15 protein-coding genes and 3 pseudogenes are annotated in these 15,930 nt (G+C 68.2%); 4 read left to right on the forward strand and 14 right to left on the reverse strand.

Annotated features, from left to right (window positions below; translation table 11 throughout):
- Window positions 1–93: 93 nt before the first annotated feature.
- From AB0J55_RS21765 to AB0J55_RS21775, 3 genes are all read right to left on the reverse strand, one after another.
- Complete coding sequence (locus AB0J55_RS21765) at window positions 94–693, reverse strand: hypothetical protein (RefSeq protein ID WP_364251153.1); 600 nt, start codon at window positions 691–693, stop codon at window positions 94–96.
- Between the two features lie 276 nt (window positions 694–969).
- Window positions 970–1,239 (reverse strand): hypothetical protein, encoded by a 270-nt coding sequence (locus tag AB0J55_RS21770; RefSeq protein ID WP_364251156.1) that lies wholly within the window; start codon window positions 1,237–1,239, stop codon window positions 970–972.
- 127 nt (window positions 1,240–1,366) lie between these two features.
- Window positions 1,367–1,990 (reverse strand): TetR family transcriptional regulator, encoded by a 624-nt coding sequence (locus AB0J55_RS21775; RefSeq protein ID WP_364251159.1) that lies wholly within the window; start codon window positions 1,988–1,990, stop codon window positions 1,367–1,369.
- A 70-nt stretch (window positions 1,991–2,060) separates the two neighbouring features.
- Between AB0J55_RS21775 and AB0J55_RS21780 the strand changes: the two genes are divergently transcribed.
- Window positions 2,061–2,927 carry a 2-dehydropantoate 2-reductase N-terminal domain-containing protein gene (locus tag AB0J55_RS21780; protein ID WP_364251162.1) on the forward strand — a complete coding sequence of 289 codons (867 nt, stop codon included), beginning with the start codon at window positions 2,061–2,063 and terminating at the stop codon, window positions 2,925–2,927.
- Window positions 2,928–2,996: 69 nt separating this feature from the next.
- On the opposite strand, the pseudogene AB0J55_RS21785 reads toward AB0J55_RS21780, so the two are convergent.
- Window positions 2,997–3,262, reverse strand: a pseudogene (locus tag AB0J55_RS21785) (hypothetical protein).
- A 103-nt stretch (window positions 3,263–3,365) separates the two neighbouring features.
- Here AB0J55_RS21785 and AB0J55_RS21790 point away from each other — a divergent pair.
- Window positions 3,366–3,617: pseudogene (locus AB0J55_RS21790) on the forward strand (transposase); the annotation flags it as partial.
- A gap of 158 nt (window positions 3,618–3,775) precedes the next feature.
- Here the strand turns inward: AB0J55_RS21790 and AB0J55_RS21795 are convergent.
- Window positions 3,776–4,711 carry a hypothetical protein gene (locus AB0J55_RS21795; RefSeq protein ID WP_364251165.1) on the reverse strand — a complete coding sequence of 312 codons (936 nt, stop codon included), beginning with the start codon at window positions 4,709–4,711 and terminating at the stop codon, window positions 3,776–3,778.
- A 1,926-nt stretch (window positions 4,712–6,637) separates the two neighbouring features.
- Window positions 6,638–7,222 (reverse strand): isoprenylcysteine carboxylmethyltransferase family protein, encoded by a 585-nt coding sequence (locus AB0J55_RS21800; protein WP_364251168.1) that lies wholly within the window; start codon window positions 7,220–7,222, stop codon window positions 6,638–6,640.
- Between the two features lie 308 nt (window positions 7,223–7,530).
- Between AB0J55_RS21800 and AB0J55_RS21805 the strand changes: the two genes are divergently transcribed.
- Complete coding sequence (locus AB0J55_RS21805) at window positions 7,531–8,868, forward strand: OmpA family protein (RefSeq protein ID WP_364251171.1); 1,338 nt, start codon at window positions 7,531–7,533, stop codon at window positions 8,866–8,868.
- A gap of 842 nt (window positions 8,869–9,710) precedes the next feature.
- On the opposite strand, the gene AB0J55_RS21810 is transcribed toward AB0J55_RS21805, so the two are convergent.
- Genes AB0J55_RS21810 through AB0J55_RS21820 form a run of 3 tightly spaced genes read right to left on the reverse strand, consistent with a single transcriptional unit; the run spans window position 9,711 to window position 11,919 of the window.
- Window positions 9,711–10,727, reverse strand: coding sequence for an alpha/beta hydrolase (locus tag AB0J55_RS21810; RefSeq protein ID WP_364251174.1), 1,017 nt, complete (start codon window positions 10,725–10,727; stop codon window positions 9,711–9,713).
- Between the two features lie 13 nt (window positions 10,728–10,740).
- Window positions 10,741–11,529: an SDR family oxidoreductase gene (locus AB0J55_RS21815; protein WP_364251177.1), complete on the reverse strand. Its 789-nt coding sequence runs from the start codon at window positions 11,527–11,529 to the stop codon at window positions 10,741–10,743.
- A gap of 27 nt (window positions 11,530–11,556) precedes the next feature.
- Window positions 11,557–11,919: a nuclear transport factor 2 family protein gene (locus AB0J55_RS21820; RefSeq protein WP_364251180.1), complete on the reverse strand. Its 363-nt coding sequence runs from the start codon at window positions 11,917–11,919 to the stop codon at window positions 11,557–11,559.
- Between the two features lie 78 nt (window positions 11,920–11,997).
- Between AB0J55_RS21820 and AB0J55_RS21825 the strand changes: the two genes are divergently transcribed.
- The gene (locus AB0J55_RS21825) at window positions 11,998–12,732 is read left to right on the forward strand and encodes a MerR family transcriptional regulator (RefSeq protein ID WP_364251183.1); all 735 of its coding nucleotides are present in this window, start codon (window positions 11,998–12,000) and stop codon (window positions 12,730–12,732) included.
- 321 nt (window positions 12,733–13,053) lie between these two features.
- Here the strand turns inward: AB0J55_RS21825 and AB0J55_RS21830 are convergent, their stop codons facing one another.
- From AB0J55_RS21830 to AB0J55_RS21850, 5 genes and pseudogenes are all read right to left on the reverse strand, one after another.
- Window positions 13,054–13,449 carry a hypothetical protein gene (locus AB0J55_RS21830; protein WP_364251186.1) on the reverse strand — a complete coding sequence of 132 codons (396 nt, stop codon included), beginning with the start codon at window positions 13,447–13,449 and terminating at the stop codon, window positions 13,054–13,056.
- A 15-nt stretch (window positions 13,450–13,464) separates the two neighbouring features.
- Window positions 13,465–13,749 (reverse strand): hypothetical protein, encoded by a 285-nt coding sequence (locus AB0J55_RS21835; RefSeq protein WP_364251978.1) that lies wholly within the window; start codon window positions 13,747–13,749, stop codon window positions 13,465–13,467.
- Between the two features lie 40 nt (window positions 13,750–13,789).
- Window positions 13,790–14,104, reverse strand: a pseudogene (locus tag AB0J55_RS21840) (RHS domain-containing protein); the annotation flags it as partial.
- A gap of 251 nt (window positions 14,105–14,355) precedes the next feature.
- Window positions 14,356–14,919, reverse strand: a complete 564-nt coding sequence (locus AB0J55_RS21845) for a hypothetical protein (RefSeq protein WP_364251189.1) — start codon at window positions 14,917–14,919, stop codon at window positions 14,356–14,358.
- 124 nt (window positions 14,920–15,043) lie between these two features.
- Window positions 15,044–15,925 carry an aldo/keto reductase family oxidoreductase gene (locus AB0J55_RS21850; protein WP_364251192.1) on the reverse strand — a complete coding sequence of 294 codons (882 nt, stop codon included), beginning with the start codon at window positions 15,923–15,925 and terminating at the stop codon, window positions 15,044–15,046.
- Between the last annotated feature and the right edge of the window lie 5 nt (window positions 15,926–15,930).

Genomic DNA, 15,930 nt, shown 5'->3' on the forward strand with positions numbered 1-15,930 from the left:
ACTCTTCACGCTACGAGCAGAGCAGGAGCCGCGGCACGCGGATGAAGGCGCCGGAACGGGCGGATTTCACCGCCCGGATGGGCAGTTCGGCCGTCAGGGCTGGTAGATCTCCTTGACCGTGGCGATCCGGTCGTTGCCGTCCACGCTGATCCGCGCGAGCACCGAAGTCCCGTCCTGCAGCTGCCGGAGCAGCTGTTCCTGGCTGCACGGCCCGTTCCCGTAGCCCTGGCCGTCGATGGTGACCGATCCGGCCGGGCACAGGCTCGCCGCGCTGAGCACCGTGCCGCCCGGCTGCAGCGGAAGCCGGTAGGTCTTGCCGTCGACCGGCACGTAGTGGCCGTTGTCCGGGCCACCCGGCCGGCGGGTGACCAGCTGGAACCGGACCATCCGCACCCCGGTGTCGTACCCGGTGAACTCCACGGTCTGCGTCGTGTTCGGGAACTTGAGGACGGGCGCGGCCGAGGGCCTGGTTTCCAGCTGCAGGGAGCTGCCGGGCACGCCGCAGACCACGGCGCCCTGGCTGCCGGCGGCCCCCGCCTGGCGGGCGCAGGTCCACTTCCCCCGGACTTCGAGGACGCGCTCGCCCGGGCCTTCGGCCTGCGGCAGTTTCGCGTAGTACTCGGTGATCACGTTGAACGCTTCGGTGCAGCCCGGCGTGGTCCCGTCGGTGGCGGCCACCGCGATCAGGTCCATCTCGGACCGCCCGGGCGCCGCGACCTGACCGCCGAGCCGGCTGCAGTCGACGTCACCGCCCGGCGCGGCGCCGTGACGGCGAATGCTCCGGCAACAACGGCGAATTTGCTTGTTTTCTCGGCAGCGAATCCCATTCCCGTTCCCCTTTCGCAGCTTTTGTCTCCGAAGACGCCGGAAAGGGAATCAGGTTGTTCACGGATGCCGCCGTACCGCAGTGGTGCCCGGAAGTCCGCCCCGAGAAGCCCCGACGGGCAGACCTCGGCCGGGCTTCGCAACCTAGGCGGGCGTCAGCCAGGGCGCGAGCAGCTTCTCGAGGTCGGCGTCCGACAGGGCCCGCGGGCCGCCGTGGAACTCGTGCCAGCGCGCGGCGTCCCGGGCCGCCGTGTACTCCACCTCGAACGCCCGCATGAGCACGTACATGAACGTCACCGAGCTGAACCGGTCGCCCAGCAGCGTCCGGGCCTCACGGGCCACCTCGGTCGCGCCATTGCAGTCGACGAGTTTCAACGATTCCGCAGCCGGGTCGAGCAGGCTGGGGGCATACATCACGACAATTTCTCCATCACCGAAACGAAAAACGACGCCGATCTCCCGGCCGCGGGTGTCCCGCACGGTGCACGCTACTCCACCGGCGCCGCCCGGCCGCACGGTCCACAGCGCCGGCCCGCGAGCGTCAGGTCCCGGCCGGTGGCGCGCTCATCGCCGCCGCCAGGAACGTGATCGCCCAGCGCCGGGCCGCCTCGCCCGGCACTGGAGCCGGGCAGCCCGGGACGGGCCGGTGGTGGACCTCGGCGCGGTCCACGGCCGCCACGGCGAGAATTCCCCGCATCCGGAACCCCAGCTCCTCCGGGGAAAGGCCGGGCAGCGCCCGCCCGAAGGCGGCCACGTAGCGGTCGCGGACCGCGTCCTCGGCGGCGCCGGTCCAGGCGCGGACCTCTTCGGCCGGATCGCCGAGGATCGTCATGATCAGCCGGGATGTTCGGGCGCCGCCCTCGTCGCCGTCCGGCATCCCGTCGAACAGCGGCCCCACGAACGCCGCCACCAGATCGGCGACCGGCGGGTCCGGAGTCCGGGCGAGCAGCCGGTCGAGCTCGGCGTTCTGCGCGGCGTTGATGGGCTCGATCACGCGGCGGGCGACGGCGGCCAGGAGCTCCGCCTTCGAGCCGAAGTGGTATCCGACGGCGGCGAGGTTCGCCCCGGCCAGCTCGGTGATCGCGCGGACCGAGGTGCCGTGGAAACCGCGCTCGCCGAAAAGCCGTTCGGCCGCGTCCAGGATCTGGGTACGGGTGTCGGCCACCCGGCGTACTATACAGACGTTCGATTCAAACGAACGTATGAGTTACATCCCCGCACAGGAGAGGGCGGCCATGAAAGTGCTCGTGTACGGCGCCGGCGTCACCGGCAGCCTGTTGTCCGCGCGCCTGCACGACGCCGGGCACGACGTCTCGCTCGTCGCCCGTGGCGAGCGCCTGGCCGCCCTGCGCCGGCACGGCGTGCAGCTCGCCGAGGAAGACAGCCCGGTGGTCCGGCGGGTACCGGTGCCGGTGGTCGAGCGCCCGGCCGGCGGGTACGACCTGATCGCCGTCCTCGTCCGCACCCACCAGGTGGACGAGGTGCTGCGGTCAATCACCGCCGTCGCCGGCGACGTGCTGTTCCTGCTCAACTGGGCGGCCGGCGCGGAGCCACTGGGCGCGGCGATCGGCCACGAGCGGGTACTGCTCGGCTTCCCCACGGACGGCGGCACGATGGACGGCGACGTGGTCCGCTACCGCGCGGCCACTGTCCTGACCCGCCTGACCCCGGTACCGATCGGCGAACCCGACGGCCGGACCACCCCGAGAGTGGACCGGATCGTCCGGACCTTCCGCACGGCCGGGATCAACGCCAGGGCCGAACCGCGGATGGACGCCTGGCTCAAGACGCACGCCGCGTTCGCGGTACCCCTCGAGCAGGCGGTGCACACGGCGGGCGGCCCGGGAGTGCTGGCCGGCGACCCGGCCGCGGTCCGCAGCATGGTCCGCGTCATGCGGCAGAACCTCGCCACCATGCCGACGCCACCGGTCCCCCGTGCGTTCGCTGCGTTGCGAACGTTGCCGGAGGGACTGCTCGTAGCCATGCTGCGCCGCTTCTTGCGAAGCCCGACGGCCGCCTACAGCGGGCTCGCCGTCGCCTCGCCCGCGGCGACAGCCGAACTGGAGCGGATGGCCGAGCAGATGCGCAGCCAGATTCGGTAGCCGGGTCAGATCCGGAAGTAGTGCGGGTGATCCGATTCGTCGCGTCACGTGTGTAGGACACATCCGCGTTCAGTGGCCAAGCCAGGGAGCGAGCAGCTTCTCCAGGTCGGCATCCGACAACGCCCGCGGCCGCCGTGGAACTCGTGCCAGCGCGCCGCGTCACACGCCGCCGCGTACTCCACCTCGAACGCGCGCATCAGCACGTACATGAACGTCACCGAGCTGAACCGCTCACTCAGCAACGTCCGCGCCTCACGGGCCAAGTCCGTCGCGCCGGTGAAGTCGGTCAGCTTCAACGATTCCGCAGCCGGGTCCAGCAGGCTGGGGGCATACATCACGACAAATTCTCCATCACTGAAACAAAAATCAGCCTTCAGCGGCCAGCTGACCACAAGCGGCGGCGATCTCCTGCCCCCGCGTGTCCCGGACCGTGCACGCGCGTTCGCCAGCCTCGCCGGCGCCGCACCGATCCCCGCCTCCTCAGGCCTGACCAACCGCCATCGCCTCAACCGAGGTGGCGATCGTCAACTCAACCGAGCAGTCCACACCATCGTGCTCACCCGCAGCCGGATCGACCCCGCGACCCGCGCCTACATCACCCGCCGACTGGCCGAAGGCAAGACCCTCCGAGAGGTCAAACGCTGCCTCAAACGGATCATCGCCCGCCAGCTCTTCCGCACTCTCCAGTAACACCACAGCACCGCGCCTGCAATCCCTTGACGCCACATAGCAGCGTCATAGGGACACCCCCGACACGACGAACAACCGCTTGGCGTCCTGGACGGCATCGTCGAGCAGCACCACACCCTCCGCCAGCAGTTCATACCGCTGGCTCGGCGCTGAACCTGTCACGGAGGCGAGGCTGGAATCAAGTTGGCTTCACCGTCAAACTCGGGCGTGACCTGGAATGTTGCCAGCCAGTAGTCGCCATTTCGAATGTCAGCCATGACCGCGGCGCGTAGGTCTGCCAGGTCAGCGCTTTCCCTGCCATAACCCACGCCTTGGTCATACAGGTAATAGCTGCCGGACGACCGTCGCCGGCCGACGGTGAACACGTGCCGCACGTGGGCATTGTCCCTGCGGCGAACCCACCATGTGGTGCGGACCGCGGCACCTGGTGGCAGCGTCACCGTCAGACTGTTGCTGAAAATCTCATCGAACCGGCTGAACCTGATGTTGTCGACTGCACCGCCGGTCGGTTGAGGCAAGCCGATAGCTTGAAGCATGCGACCAACCTCGGCCGTGGAAGGCGGCTGCCCGTCAGGCCTCAAGAAGGCGTAGAACAGGGCCTGGCTGAGCGTAGCCAACGCGGCAGCCCGATCGCCGACCGGACCGCCGGTTCCCGCCAAAGGGTCGAGGACCCGGCTTGTGAGCAGATGCGCGGCGCCTTGGCGGATCACCTGGTCCTCCAGTCGTTCACCGCGTCGGTTCGAGCCATCGATGATAAATCGCTCCAACGCCGGAAGCATCTGCGCCCGGTGGGCGTTTGCGTAAGCCGCGACGCTGGCCATTGCTCTGCCGATCAGGTGGTGCTGCGGGTCGGCGCGGTCGTTGTCGCGGATCGCGAGCTCCGCGACCACCGACGCCGCGCTACAGGTCGGACCTTGTTGCACAAATACGTTGCTGGCACGCCACAGAACCGTGACACCAATCAGCTGAACACTGCCCCGACGGGATCGGTGACGTTGCCGTTGCACATTGAGTATGTCTGACACCGCGGCATTGCCGACCGTCTGCTGTAACCGGATCAGCTGCTCGGCACCCGGACTCCCGTCGGCCGGCACAACTCCACGTGACCGCCGACTTCTTCCATCCTCGCGCTGCTCGTGGTCCGTGGCGTGCGATCGCATGTGGTATCCGTCCATCACATCCGTCCAGGCGTCCGTGCCCATCCGCCGGCGTGCGGCGGTTCACGGGCGGGTGAAGGAGTGTTCATCCAACAGAGTGTCGGATTGCTCCAGGCGCAGCGTTACACGCCTGAACGACAAGCATGGGCTGGTGAGCTGCGGGGCGCACGCGGGAAAGGAGCGTCGCGGCGACCACGGCGAGCAGCCCGACCAGCAAGCGCAGCCGCAGGTCTCGACGCCGGCGGTGCGCCGCTTCTTTCAGGATGCGCCGGTGGAATTGACTCCGGCGGTGATCCGGTCATGCTGCGGAGGCCAGGCCGTGCGATACGTACGCCTCTGAAGATAGCTTCGGCTCGCGGTTGAGCGCCTGTTCGTTGCGCCGGAACCGAGAACAGTTACCTGCAGGCACTTTCTGACGCAGGAGTTCACCCATACGAGTGGCCCAAGCAACGCGACGCTCCAGCCGGACCGCGGCGGAGCCCGTGTCGGCGGTCGGGAGATCTAGCTCAAGATCACTCGAGTTGGGTCGCACCTAGCGATGCGGCTCACCGACCTGACCCGACCTAGTCGGCGTTCGCCAGCGCTGGCCCCGGCTGCACCTCTGCCCGTGACAGCAGAAGGTCATTGCGGTCGAGCCCGCCAACGTGCTCGAAAGGGTTCTCGACGACGGGCAACGCGCGCCCATCTCTGCGCGTGACAGAGATTGCAGTTGCCATCTGGCTGCAGCTTTCTCCGAGCGTCACGCCCTCGCTTGAACATCCGCGTTTGCCGATGAGAGGTCCGGTGAGGTGCCGGACCTGGAACGACTCGGCCCGACACCTCGAAGACCGGAGGCACGGATTGCAGGCCCCCGTCAGGAGACCACCGTGGGCACCTCGCCGCCCCCTTGTGATGGAGGCCCCCGGAGTTGCAGCATGATCTGATCACCTACGGGCCCCGATTGTCAAGGAGATGCATTGACCAGCCTTGCCGCCTGGATAGCGGTGGATTCTCGTGGACCCGCCGCAATCTATATTGCGAGCGACAGTCGGATCAGTTGGCCCTCGGGTTCAAGTGGCACACCTCGATGGAATTATGCACGTAAAACTTACGCGACTACAGTGAGCCCAAACATCATGGGCTTTGTCGGCGACGTTCTATTCCCAGCCCTCGCACTTCCAACCGTGGCAGCTCAACTAGATGAAGCTCGACAGCAGGATTCGATCGAGAACGCTCAAGAGCGCGCACTCAATCTAATTCAGGCAGCTTGGAGAGACGCGCCTACCGGTGTCCGATTGGACAGTGAGGTAGTTCACTGCACAAGGGTAGGCACTGGAGTGAAAGAGTCCAAATTCGGAATTCAACTCCTGCGCTTGCCAGCCGGAAGCAACCGGTGGACAGCCACTGCCCTCGAAATCCCAGAAACCAGCTCTAAGATCGAATTTCTCGGCAGTGGCCGCACGGAACTTCAGCAAGCTTACCGCAGATGGGTCAAACCCGACGGTCTCAAACAGGATCGAACGAGCCGTGCGGTATTCAGCGCCTTCTGCGACGCGTTGCTTTCCGGAAACGATCCTTCTACGGGTGGCCCGCCGCAATTGGTCGGACTCTACCGCGAAGGTCCCGCCCGGGCCTTTGGAGTACACTGGAAGGGAAAGAGCTACTTGCACGGCACTGATATATCGGATGCACCGCTCGAAGCTGTGGAGTACCGAAACTCAAGGTTCGAGCGAGTCGATGCCACAGGAGCCATTCTCGGCGGTGCGCGGCGTCATGCACCAGCACCGACATAAATCACAGTATGTTTCACAGCAGTGAACACCACTGATCGGCCGTCGGTGAGCACGTCCGCTCATGCCGACGAGCGGGCGATCTGTCATCAGATCACCACACGAAGGGAACGAGCCGGGCCCGGTTCTCGGCAAACCGCAGGTAGTGATCGCCCAGTGCTTCCTCGAGGGCACGTTCCTCGATGCGGAGGCGGTAGATCAACGCGACCAGCAACACCGCGAGGGCACCCGCAGCACTGACCCAGTTGCCCGCGATCAGGCCGCCGCCGGAGAAGATGAGCAGCAGGCCGGTGTAGCTCGGATGACGCAGGGCTCGGTAGGGACCACGGTCCACGACGAGCTGTTGCTCGTTCGTCCGCACTGTTACGGTGAACAACTTTCCCAGGCTGACGAAAGACCACCAGCGCAGGAGCAGCCCGAGCCACACGATCGCGGTCTCGAGCGGGAACAGCCACGCTCCGCCGATGCCGGCAGCCGGACAAACCGCGCGACCGACCGGCCAGAGCAGAATCGCGACGAAGAACATCACACGGAAGAGGACCTCCGCGCGGACATCGACGAGTTTCGCGTCGTGGCGCCTGCGGAACGCCTGCACAAGTTCGCCCGTCGCAAAGGCGCCGGCGCTGATGACCAGGACGGCCTTGGCCACGTCCGAAAGCTCTCCGAATGGTGCGAGCACAGCGGTATTGTCACACCGAAACACCGCATGTCACCACCGGCAGCCGTGCGCCGCCCTGAGTGCGCCCTCATGCCGATGAGCGGAGGTTAGGCGCTGCTGCCGCAGGGTCCGCGTCGGCGACCCGCATCCGTGCCGCCGGCAGGCGCTCGACCGGTCGCGGGCCGCCAGCGCCACGGAACCCGGACTCGCTCACGTCGAGCTTCGCTGCCCGAAGGGCCCCGTGCTTGCGCACGAATGGCTGCCCTCTGGGTGCCGGCGCAGCACCCACGCGGGTGCCACCATGGAGTGACTGTGTGAGAGGCCGTCCCATGACGTTGCGAACCGCCCAACCGCAGAGTGAGGCGGGAACCGAGCCCCTGGCCACCCGCGCGCCTGCAGCGCGAGCACCGCTGCCGGTCGTCGAGCAGCCCTCGCCCCGCGGAAACCTCCCCCCACTCGCGGCGCTGCGTCGCGCGTCGCTCCTGCAGCTGCAGCGCGCGGCAGGCAACGCCGCGGTGGCCGGCAGCGTCGCGGCGCTGACCGGCGCTTCAGCGGCCTCCGTGCAGCGGTGCGGCTCGATCCCACCCAACGAGTGTCCGTGCCGTGCCGAGGACGCGTCCGCGGAGGTGGAGCCCGCCACGCCGGCCGCGCACCGCCAGGCGACCGGCGCGGCAACCGTCCAGCGCGCCCAGACGGCCGCGGGGTCTGCTCCCGTGGTGCAGCGGACGACCGTCGGCCCGATCCTCGACGAGTACTTCTCGCCGTTCTCCTCTCCGCAGGTCTGGGTCATGGAGGAGACCGACCCCTACACCGTCCTCGTCCGCGGGTGGCAGCCGGTGATCGACGGCCAGGCGTGGCTCCTGACCCACCTCGAGCAGAACGCGACGGACTGGGCCGCCAGGCACCGCACGACGCCGGGGTGGCGCCCCGGCACCACGGGCCACGACCCCGCTGCAGCGTCGAACCCCGTCAACAACCCTCCGGGCACGGACCCGACAACGTGCAGCAACGCGTTCCTGCCGTACCTCGCCGGGGAGGCCGCGCGCCGCAACCCGTGGCAGCCGCTCCCGCTCCCGCGGATCGAGACGTGGGAGCTGCACACGTGCGCGATCGGGTCGTTCGTCCTGCGCGCGACGGTCGACGCGATCGACCAGGCCGCCGGGACCGCGACGGTGAACATCTGGATGCAAAACGAGATGAGCCGAAAGTCGTTCGGGCAGTTCGCCAAATTGGCGGTTCTGAGCGGCCAGGCGACCCAGTACATGTGGTGGCACTGGCGCGTGCAGCACCGCTGGGTGCCCGCGCCTCCACCCCCGCCACCGCCACCGCCACTCCCCACGTTGACCGGTGACCTGCTGTTCGACTTCGACTCGGCGACAGTGCGCCCCGAAGCCCGATCGGCGTTGGCCGCCACATTGCCGGCGCTGCGGGCGAGACCCTCGACGAACATCGTCGGGCACACGGACTCCCGAGGGACCGACGAGTACAACCAGAGGCTCTCGGAACGACGGGCGCACGCCGTGGTCGCGGTTCTCGTCGCGGCGGACGCGTCGCTCGCGGGACGGCTGCACGCGTCCGGGCGCGGCGAGTCGGAGCCGGTCGACACCAACGACACGCCGGCGGGCCGTAAGCGCAACCGTCGGGTCGAGCTCGTCTCGACACCGTAATCCCCCGGCCCGAAGGCAGCCCGTCGTCGAGGGCTCTCGTCGACCGCAGCACGACACTGGTCGCGCGCCACGGCCAACCGCTACCGGACACGCCGATTCCACGGCATGAGGAGTTCACCCTCATGCCGTAGAGCGTGCGCCTCGACAAGCGGCGCTCGGCAGCTCAACGCGGGGACCGGCCGAACCACCGACATAGCTCGTCAGTGCAGGTTCCGTCTACACGGCGCTGCTCGATTTTGATCCCGCTCGGCTGGCTCCTGCCCACCGTCATGTGCCGACCGCATGGTTGTTCGAAACGAACGCGGGCGGTCCTCTCACCAATTTCACTGGGGCACAGCTGGGGCAAACCCCCTGTCACAACTGCACTCAACAACACACAGTTGCCTGCAACGGCGATCAAGCGCATCATTTCATCAGGCGATTCTCCATCGCCGCAGGTCAGGACCATGATCGAGCCTCACTGGCAGTGAGGGGGCCAGGGGTTCGAGTCCCCTTAGCTCCACATCGAAAGAAACCCCTTCGGTTCAGCCTTCTGGGCTGAACCGAAGGGGTTTCTGCGTTCCGGGTTCGATCTTCGGTGGTCGGCTCGCGGCGCGATCTTGCGCTCGTGGGGCAGAACCGGAGCACCACCCCGCCCTCGATATGGGGGTCGGTGCGGTGTTCCTGCTGCTCTCGCGGGGCCGGCCGACCGATGTCCCCCCACCGTGGCGACGAGGGGTCGACCGGCGTCAGGCACCAACCGCCGGCCACGCTCGGTGACGACGCTGGCGGTGACGTGCCAGCGGTGCTCAAGATCGTCGAGCTACGTCTTTCCTACCGAGGTCACCCCGACGAAGGCATAGTCAGACGCGCCCCAGCTGGCGGCGTATCCATGCCATTCGAGCAGCGATGGCGTCCTGCGAGAGCACGGCCTGGGGAACCACGACGTCGAACCCGTGGAACCCGCCAGGCCAGACGTGCAGCTCGACGTGGCCGCCCGCCTGCCACATGCGGCTTGCGTAGGCGACGTCCTCGTCCCGGAACGTTTCGGCCGACCCGACGTCGATGAACGTGGACGGCAGGCCGGAGAGGTCTGCGGCCCGGGAAGGGGCAGCGTACGGAGACACGTCCGGTCCTCCGCGAACGCCGTCGCCGAGGAGCGCGTTCCATCCGGTCTCGTTCGAGGACCTGTCCCAGATACCGACGCCGCGCATCTGCTGTGCAGAGGGTGAGTCGTTGCGGTCGTCGAGCATCGGTGACAGGAGCAACTGGGCCAGGATGGCCGGGCCGCGGCGGTCGCGTGCCATCAAGGTGACACCTGCCGCGAGGCCGCCGCCCGCGCTCGCACCGCCGATGACGATGCGGGCGGGGTCGATACCGAGTTCGGGGGCGTGATCCGACAGCCACACCAAGCCGGCGTAGCAATCCTCGACGGGACCTGGATGGGGTGTCTCGGGTGCGAGCCGGTACTCGACCGAGACCACGGCCATCCCCAGCGGTTCGGCCAGGTTCACCATCTCGGCCAGGCCGAACCGGTTGTCCCCGACGATCATGCCGCCTCCGTGGAGGTGGTAGATCGCCGGGGCCGGGGCCGCCGCATGCTTCGGGAAACAGATCAGGAGCGAGATGTCCGGTGCCCCGTCCGGTCCGGGCACCGTCCGCTCCTCCACGCTGTAGGCGCCACCGCGCGCGAGGATCTCGTCGGTCGGGGGCTCCACCCCGGGAACGGGCTTGCGCATCTCGGCGATGTTGTCCGAACGGTACGCGTCGGGTGGGCGCAGGCTGGTCAGCATCTCGACGACGGGAGCGAGCTCCGGATCGAAGGGTGGTGGTGGTCCGACCGGCAGGGCGGAGGACCGGGCAACGGCTTGCGTAGTCATCGGTTCTCCTGATTCAGACCGTCGGAACAGTTCCGCCGTCGATCACGTATTCGGCGCCCACGATCGCCGAAGCGCGGTCCGAGACCAGAAACCCGACGAGGTCCGCGATTTCCGCGGTGTTCGCGAATCGTCCCAGCGGTACTCCTCCGAGAGAGTCGTAGATGGTCTGCTTGGCTGCTTCACGGGTGATCCCGTTGCCCTCGGCGATCCGATCCACGAACCTCTCGTAGGCTTCGGTCTCGATCCCGCCGGGGCTGATCGCGTTGACCCGCACGCCGCGCGGCGCGACCTCGTTGGCGAGCCCCTTGCTGTACGTGCGCAGAGCGGCTTTCGCTGCTGCGTACGCCAGGGACGCGTCGTACAGGGGCAGTTCACGCTGGATCGAGGTGAAGTGCACCACCACCCCCGCCCCGGACTCGATCATCGCCGGGAGAAGAGCCCGATCGAGCCGCACCGCTCCCAGGAAGTTGAGGTTCAGCTCGGTGAGCCACTGATCATCGGTGATGACCGCGAATCCACCGGCCGGCGTCGACGCACCTCCGACGACGTGCACCAGGATGTCGAGTGCGCCGCCGGTCTCGGCGATGCGATCGGCCACCGCGTCGGTGCCTTCGATCGTCGTCACGTCCGCTTCGATGAACCGGTCGGGGTACTCGTACCCGTCAGGCATGGTTCGCGCCGTCACGTACACGTCGGCACCCATCTCCCGCAGCCTCTCCACGACGGCCTTGCCCGAGCCCTTGGAACCGCCCGTGACCAGGGCCCGGCGACCGTCGAGACGATCACGATGTGAACCAGACATTTCTTACTCCGTTGAAGTCGGCGTAGGTCAGGCTGCGTGGTTGGCGATGACGAGCTCGGCGATGAGGTCGTCCCGCACCGTGAACCGGTAGTCGAGCTCGGCGACGCCACCCGGGAAGGTGCCCTCGAGCCGCACGGTCACCACCCAGTGGGCGTCGTCGACGCGGTGAGCGCCGATCTGCTCGGTCGTGTACTCGAACTCGGACCCGGCGTCCCGCAGGAACGCGTGGACCTCTTCTCGTCCGCGGAACGTCTCGTCCTGGTCGACGATGACCGCGTCCTCGGTGAGGAACGACAAGGCGGTGTCTGCGTCGCGCACGACGTGGGCGGCGAAGAACCCGCGCACGCTGGCCGGGAGCAGATCGGACGGGAAATCGGTGTGCTGTGTCATGAGCCCATCGTGTGAGCTCGCGACGTGGGAGGGTCAAGCCGTGGACCCTCCCCCAGGGAGAGAGTCCAGAATGGAGGGGTGCTGAGCATCGGCGAGTTCTCCCGGCTGACCCACTTGAGCGTGCGCACCCTGCGCCGGTACCACGAGGCGGCCCTGCTGGAGCCCGCCGTGGTGGACGAGACCACCGGTTACCGCTACTACGGCGTCGACCAGATCCCGACCGCGCAGGTCATCCACCGGCTCCGCGAACTCGACGTCCCCCTGAGCGACGTGCAGCGCATCCTGCGGACCCCTGACCCCGATGTGCGGGCGGCCCTGGTCGCGGACCACCTGCAACGCCTCGAGGACGTGCTCGACCGCACCCGGGCCGCGGTCGTGTCGCTGCGGCGCCTGCTCCGGCCCGACCCCGCGCCGATCGACGTCGAGCTGCGTGCGGAACCCGCCCGGACGGTCGCGGCGGTGGAGGCCGTGGTCGGGCACGGCGACGTCGAGACCTGGTTCGCCGGCGCGATGGCCGAACTGGAGGCGGCCGTCGGCACCGCCGTGACCGGACCACCGGGCGGCTGCTACGACAACGCCCTTTTCGAACAGGAACGCGGTCACGCGCTCGTCTACCTGCCGACCGCGGCGCCGCCTCGCACCGGACGCGTGCACCCGGTGGTTCTTCCGGCCGCGGAACTGGCCGTCACCACCCACGTCGGCGAGCACGACGGCGTCGAGGTCACCTACGGCGAACTGGGGACCTGGGTGGTGGAGAACGCGATGTCGGTGGCCGGGGCCGGTGCGGGAGGTCTACGTTGTCGGCCCTCGTGACGCCGGCGATCCCGCGGCGTGGCGCACCGAGATCGGCTGGCCGGTTTTTCGGGTCGGCTGAAGCGGTCAGTGCCTGTTCTGGCCGTCACCCCGCACTGGCTACGACGACCTTGCGAGAGGCATCTGCTGCTCGGTGGCCGATGGCGAGCTTGATGCCCCGCTGGAAGTCAAGCGATCGTTGTCAGGCAGGCGTCGGCGCGGTCTTCCGGTTGCTCCTGGGCTCGCCCGGCGGGTGAACCCACCGGGTTTCCTCACAACGGGCGCCGTTCCCAGCGTGACCGAAGTAGCTCGGCCCGCGTGCTACCCACGTAGTGGTCGTGGCTACCCGACCTCAGCCGCGTGCACGCCGGCGATGAGGCCGTCGGCCAAGGACGACATCTGTTCCTTGAAAGCCCCTGTCCGGATGTGGAACGCCTCCTCGGAAGCCACGATCCGCGGCGCCAGCACCAGCGCGGTGTGCACGACGTGCAGTTCCACATCGGACAGTGCGATCGTCATCCGGCGAGACCGCGGCGCCTCGTCGTACTCACGCACCGCCCGCTGCAACCGTTCCCACAGCTCCCGGACAACGGCGACCTCGACACCCACCCGCACCGCCGAAACCAGCGGGACATCTGTTTCCACCAGCGCCAGCGCCTCCACGGCCAGCCGGACCTGCTGCCGCGTGAGCTCCACGGAATTCGGCGTCCCGCGCTTCACCTTCACCCGGTCGATCATGTTCTCGCCGTGTACCTAGTGATACCCGTGGATCATGCCGCCTTTCTCCACGATCAGCACGCCACGCGCCCGGTCATAGGTCACCAGTGCCCCGGTCTCGGCATCCACGTGGGTCATCTTCCCCTTGAAACCCGCGAAGTAATCGGCCAGCGCGTGCGGATCGTCACCGATGTCGCGGATCCAGTGGTTGCGATCCTCCGGCAGCGCGGACATCTCGTCGTTCATCCTGCGGTACTGGTACTCGATGCCTTGGGTCACCTCTGGGCCGTGCCTGTCGAAGAAGTCCGAGCGGATCCGCACTCTGATACCGGCCGGTGTCCGGGTCGTAGTACCGGTGGACGTTGTAGTTCAACCCCGTCTCGGCGTCGAAATACTGACCAGGGAACCGCAATGGCGTCGACGGTCCGGCTGCGGGCTCCGTCAGCGCGCGGCCCCAGATGGTGGAGCCCGCCCGCCAAGCGATGTTCCCGGAAACGTCGATCAACTCGCTGGGTGCGCCGACCAGGTCGGTGATGATCGAGCAGAACCGTTCGTCCACCCGGGATTGCGGCGCGCCGGCCACCTGGCTGCGTTCGGTTTGCGTCAGTGGCTTGAAGCTTCCCGGTTCCCAATCCCATCGGCGCGCCTGCGCAACGAGCGGATTCCCCTCCGGCATTCAAAGCCCCCCTCAGTGCACCGGCCCGGCGTCGCGGAAGCCGACCGGGAGCGGATCTTCGAGCGGCTCGACGCGTCTCGGCAGCGCGGCCACGGCGGCACCGGGCTGGGCCTGTGCGCCTCTCCACATGAACCAACACCGAACCACCATGTCGCACGGAGCCGCTTCCCTGAACGCACTGTCATGCCGCCGATCGACAGGTGAGCCGTAGAAACGATCATTCGGAAGCGCGGCATCCGGCTGCCGGGTGGTCATTGCGCGGCGGCGTGTTCGACAGTGGGAGGCGCCGAGTTGTCGCTGCCCGTGGCCGGCCGGGCCCGCCACAGCGAGATGCCCAAGCCGATCAACGCCACTCCGGTCGGAACGGCCAACGGCCGGTTGAACGACTCCGGGAGCACCGCGAGCGCGACCGTGGCGACGGTGCCCGCGGCCAGCAGCGCCGACGCCCACCGGGCGAGGACGCGCGCCCGGAACAACGCGATGCCGAACAGGCACCCACCCGCGAGATAGCCGACGGAGCTGACCGCGATGACGGTCTGCATGCCGCCGATGCCATGGATGGCGGTGCCGCCGAAGGCGACAGCGAGGACATCGGCGACGTAGCCGGGCGCCGTGGGTGCCAGCACGGGCAGGACGGCGGCAGCGACCACCTCGATGCCGAACATCAGCAGGTAGCCGGCGGCGAACAGGACGTAGCCGAGGAAGCCGAGGATCCCCGCCTGCCGGACTTGACGCAGGTACATGCCGGTGATGCCGGCGAGCGCCAGCGCGGCCATGAGCGCCTTCGCCTCGCCCCCACACCAACGGCCGGTCACGCCGATGAGCGAACGCTGACAGCCTGGCCATGTCTGCTGCACCAACGCCGCTCGGCGCGAGCGACCGGCCGGTCGCTCGCGCCGTCCATCCGCAAGACGTTGCCCGAGAGGACCTGGCGCGTCATCACGGCCGGCCGATTCGGTCCAGCTCGGCCAGATCGTCGGCGGACAGGGTGGTTGCCGCGCCCGCGACGTTCTCGGTCAGGTGTTCGACCGACGAGGTGCCCGGGATGAGCAGGATGTTCGGCGCGCGGTGCAGCAACCAGGCCAGGGCGACCGACATCGGCGTCGTGCCCGTTCGCGTGGCGACGGCCGACAGCGCCGAGGACTGCAGCGGGCTGAACCCGCCGAGCGGGAAGAACGGCACGTAGGCGATGCCGTCGCTCGCGAGGGCGTCGATCAGCTCGTCGTCGTGCCGATGGGCGAGGTTGTACGCGTTCTGCACGCATACGATCGGCGCGATCGCCCGCGCTTCGGCGACCTGCTCCGGCGTGGCGTTGGACACGCCGAGGTGCCGGATCACGCCGTCACGCTGGAGCTCGACCAGGGTTTCGAACGCCTCGGCGAGCGAGCCGGGCTGCGGTCCCTGCGCGTTGCCGAGGCGGAGGTTGACCAGGTCGAGCCGCTCGACGCCGAGGGTCTCCAGGTTCTCGTGAACGGCCCGGCGCAGCTCGGCCGGCTGCCGTGCCGGGGGCCAGCCGCCCTGTTCGTCGCGGCGTGCGCCGACCTTGGTCGCGATGTGCAGCTCTTCGGGGTAGGGGTGCAGCGCCTCGCGGATCAGCTCGTTGGTGATGTGCGGGCCGTAGGCGCCGGAGGTGTCGATGTGGGTGATGCCGAGGTCGGCGGCCTTGCGCAGGACGGCGAATGCGCCTTCGCGGTCGGCGGGCGGGCCCATGACCCCGGGGCCGGCCAGCTGCATGGCACCGTAGCCGAACCGGGTCACGGTCAGCTCGCCCAGGGACCAGGTGCCACCGGGCAGGGAAAGTTCGAGTTGATCAGTGCTCATGCCGT

This window comes from Amycolatopsis sp. NPDC049688 (assembly GCF_040674975.1).
Classification (GTDB): Bacteria; Actinomycetota; Actinomycetes; order Mycobacteriales; family Pseudonocardiaceae; genus Amycolatopsis.

Excerpts from the sequence above, each read along its gene's own strand:
- AB0J55_RS21765 (WP_364251153.1), bottom strand. The coding sequence starts at position 693 with ATGGACCTGATCGCGGTGGCCGCCACCGACGGGACCACGCCGGGCTGC.
- AB0J55_RS21770 (WP_364251156.1), bottom strand. The coding sequence starts at position 1,239 with ATGTATGCCCCCAGCCTGCTCGACCCGGCTGCGGAATCGTTGAAACTC.
- AB0J55_RS21780 (WP_364251162.1), top strand. The coding sequence starts at position 2,061 with ATGAAAGTGCTCGTGTACGGCGCCGGCGTCACCGGCAGCCTGTTGTCC.
- AB0J55_RS21805 (WP_364251171.1), top strand. The coding sequence starts at position 7,531 with ATGACGTTGCGAACCGCCCAACCGCAGAGTGAGGCGGGAACCGAGCCC.
- AB0J55_RS21810 (WP_364251174.1), bottom strand. The coding sequence starts at position 10,727 with ATGACTACGCAAGCCGTTGCCCGGTCCTCCGCCCTGCCGGTCGGACCA.
- AB0J55_RS21815 (WP_364251177.1), bottom strand. The coding sequence starts at position 11,529 with ATGTCTGGTTCACATCGTGATCGTCTCGACGGTCGCCGGGCCCTGGTC.
- AB0J55_RS21820 (WP_364251180.1), bottom strand. The coding sequence starts at position 11,919 with ATGACACAGCACACCGATTTCCCGTCCGATCTGCTCCCGGCCAGCGTG.
- AB0J55_RS21830 (WP_364251186.1), bottom strand. The coding sequence starts at position 13,449 with ATGATCGACCGGGTGAAGGTGAAGCGCGGGACGCCGAATTCCGTGGAG.
- AB0J55_RS21850 (WP_364251192.1), bottom strand. The coding sequence starts at position 15,925 with ATGAGCACTGATCAACTCGAACTTTCCCTGCCCGGTGGCACCTGGTCC.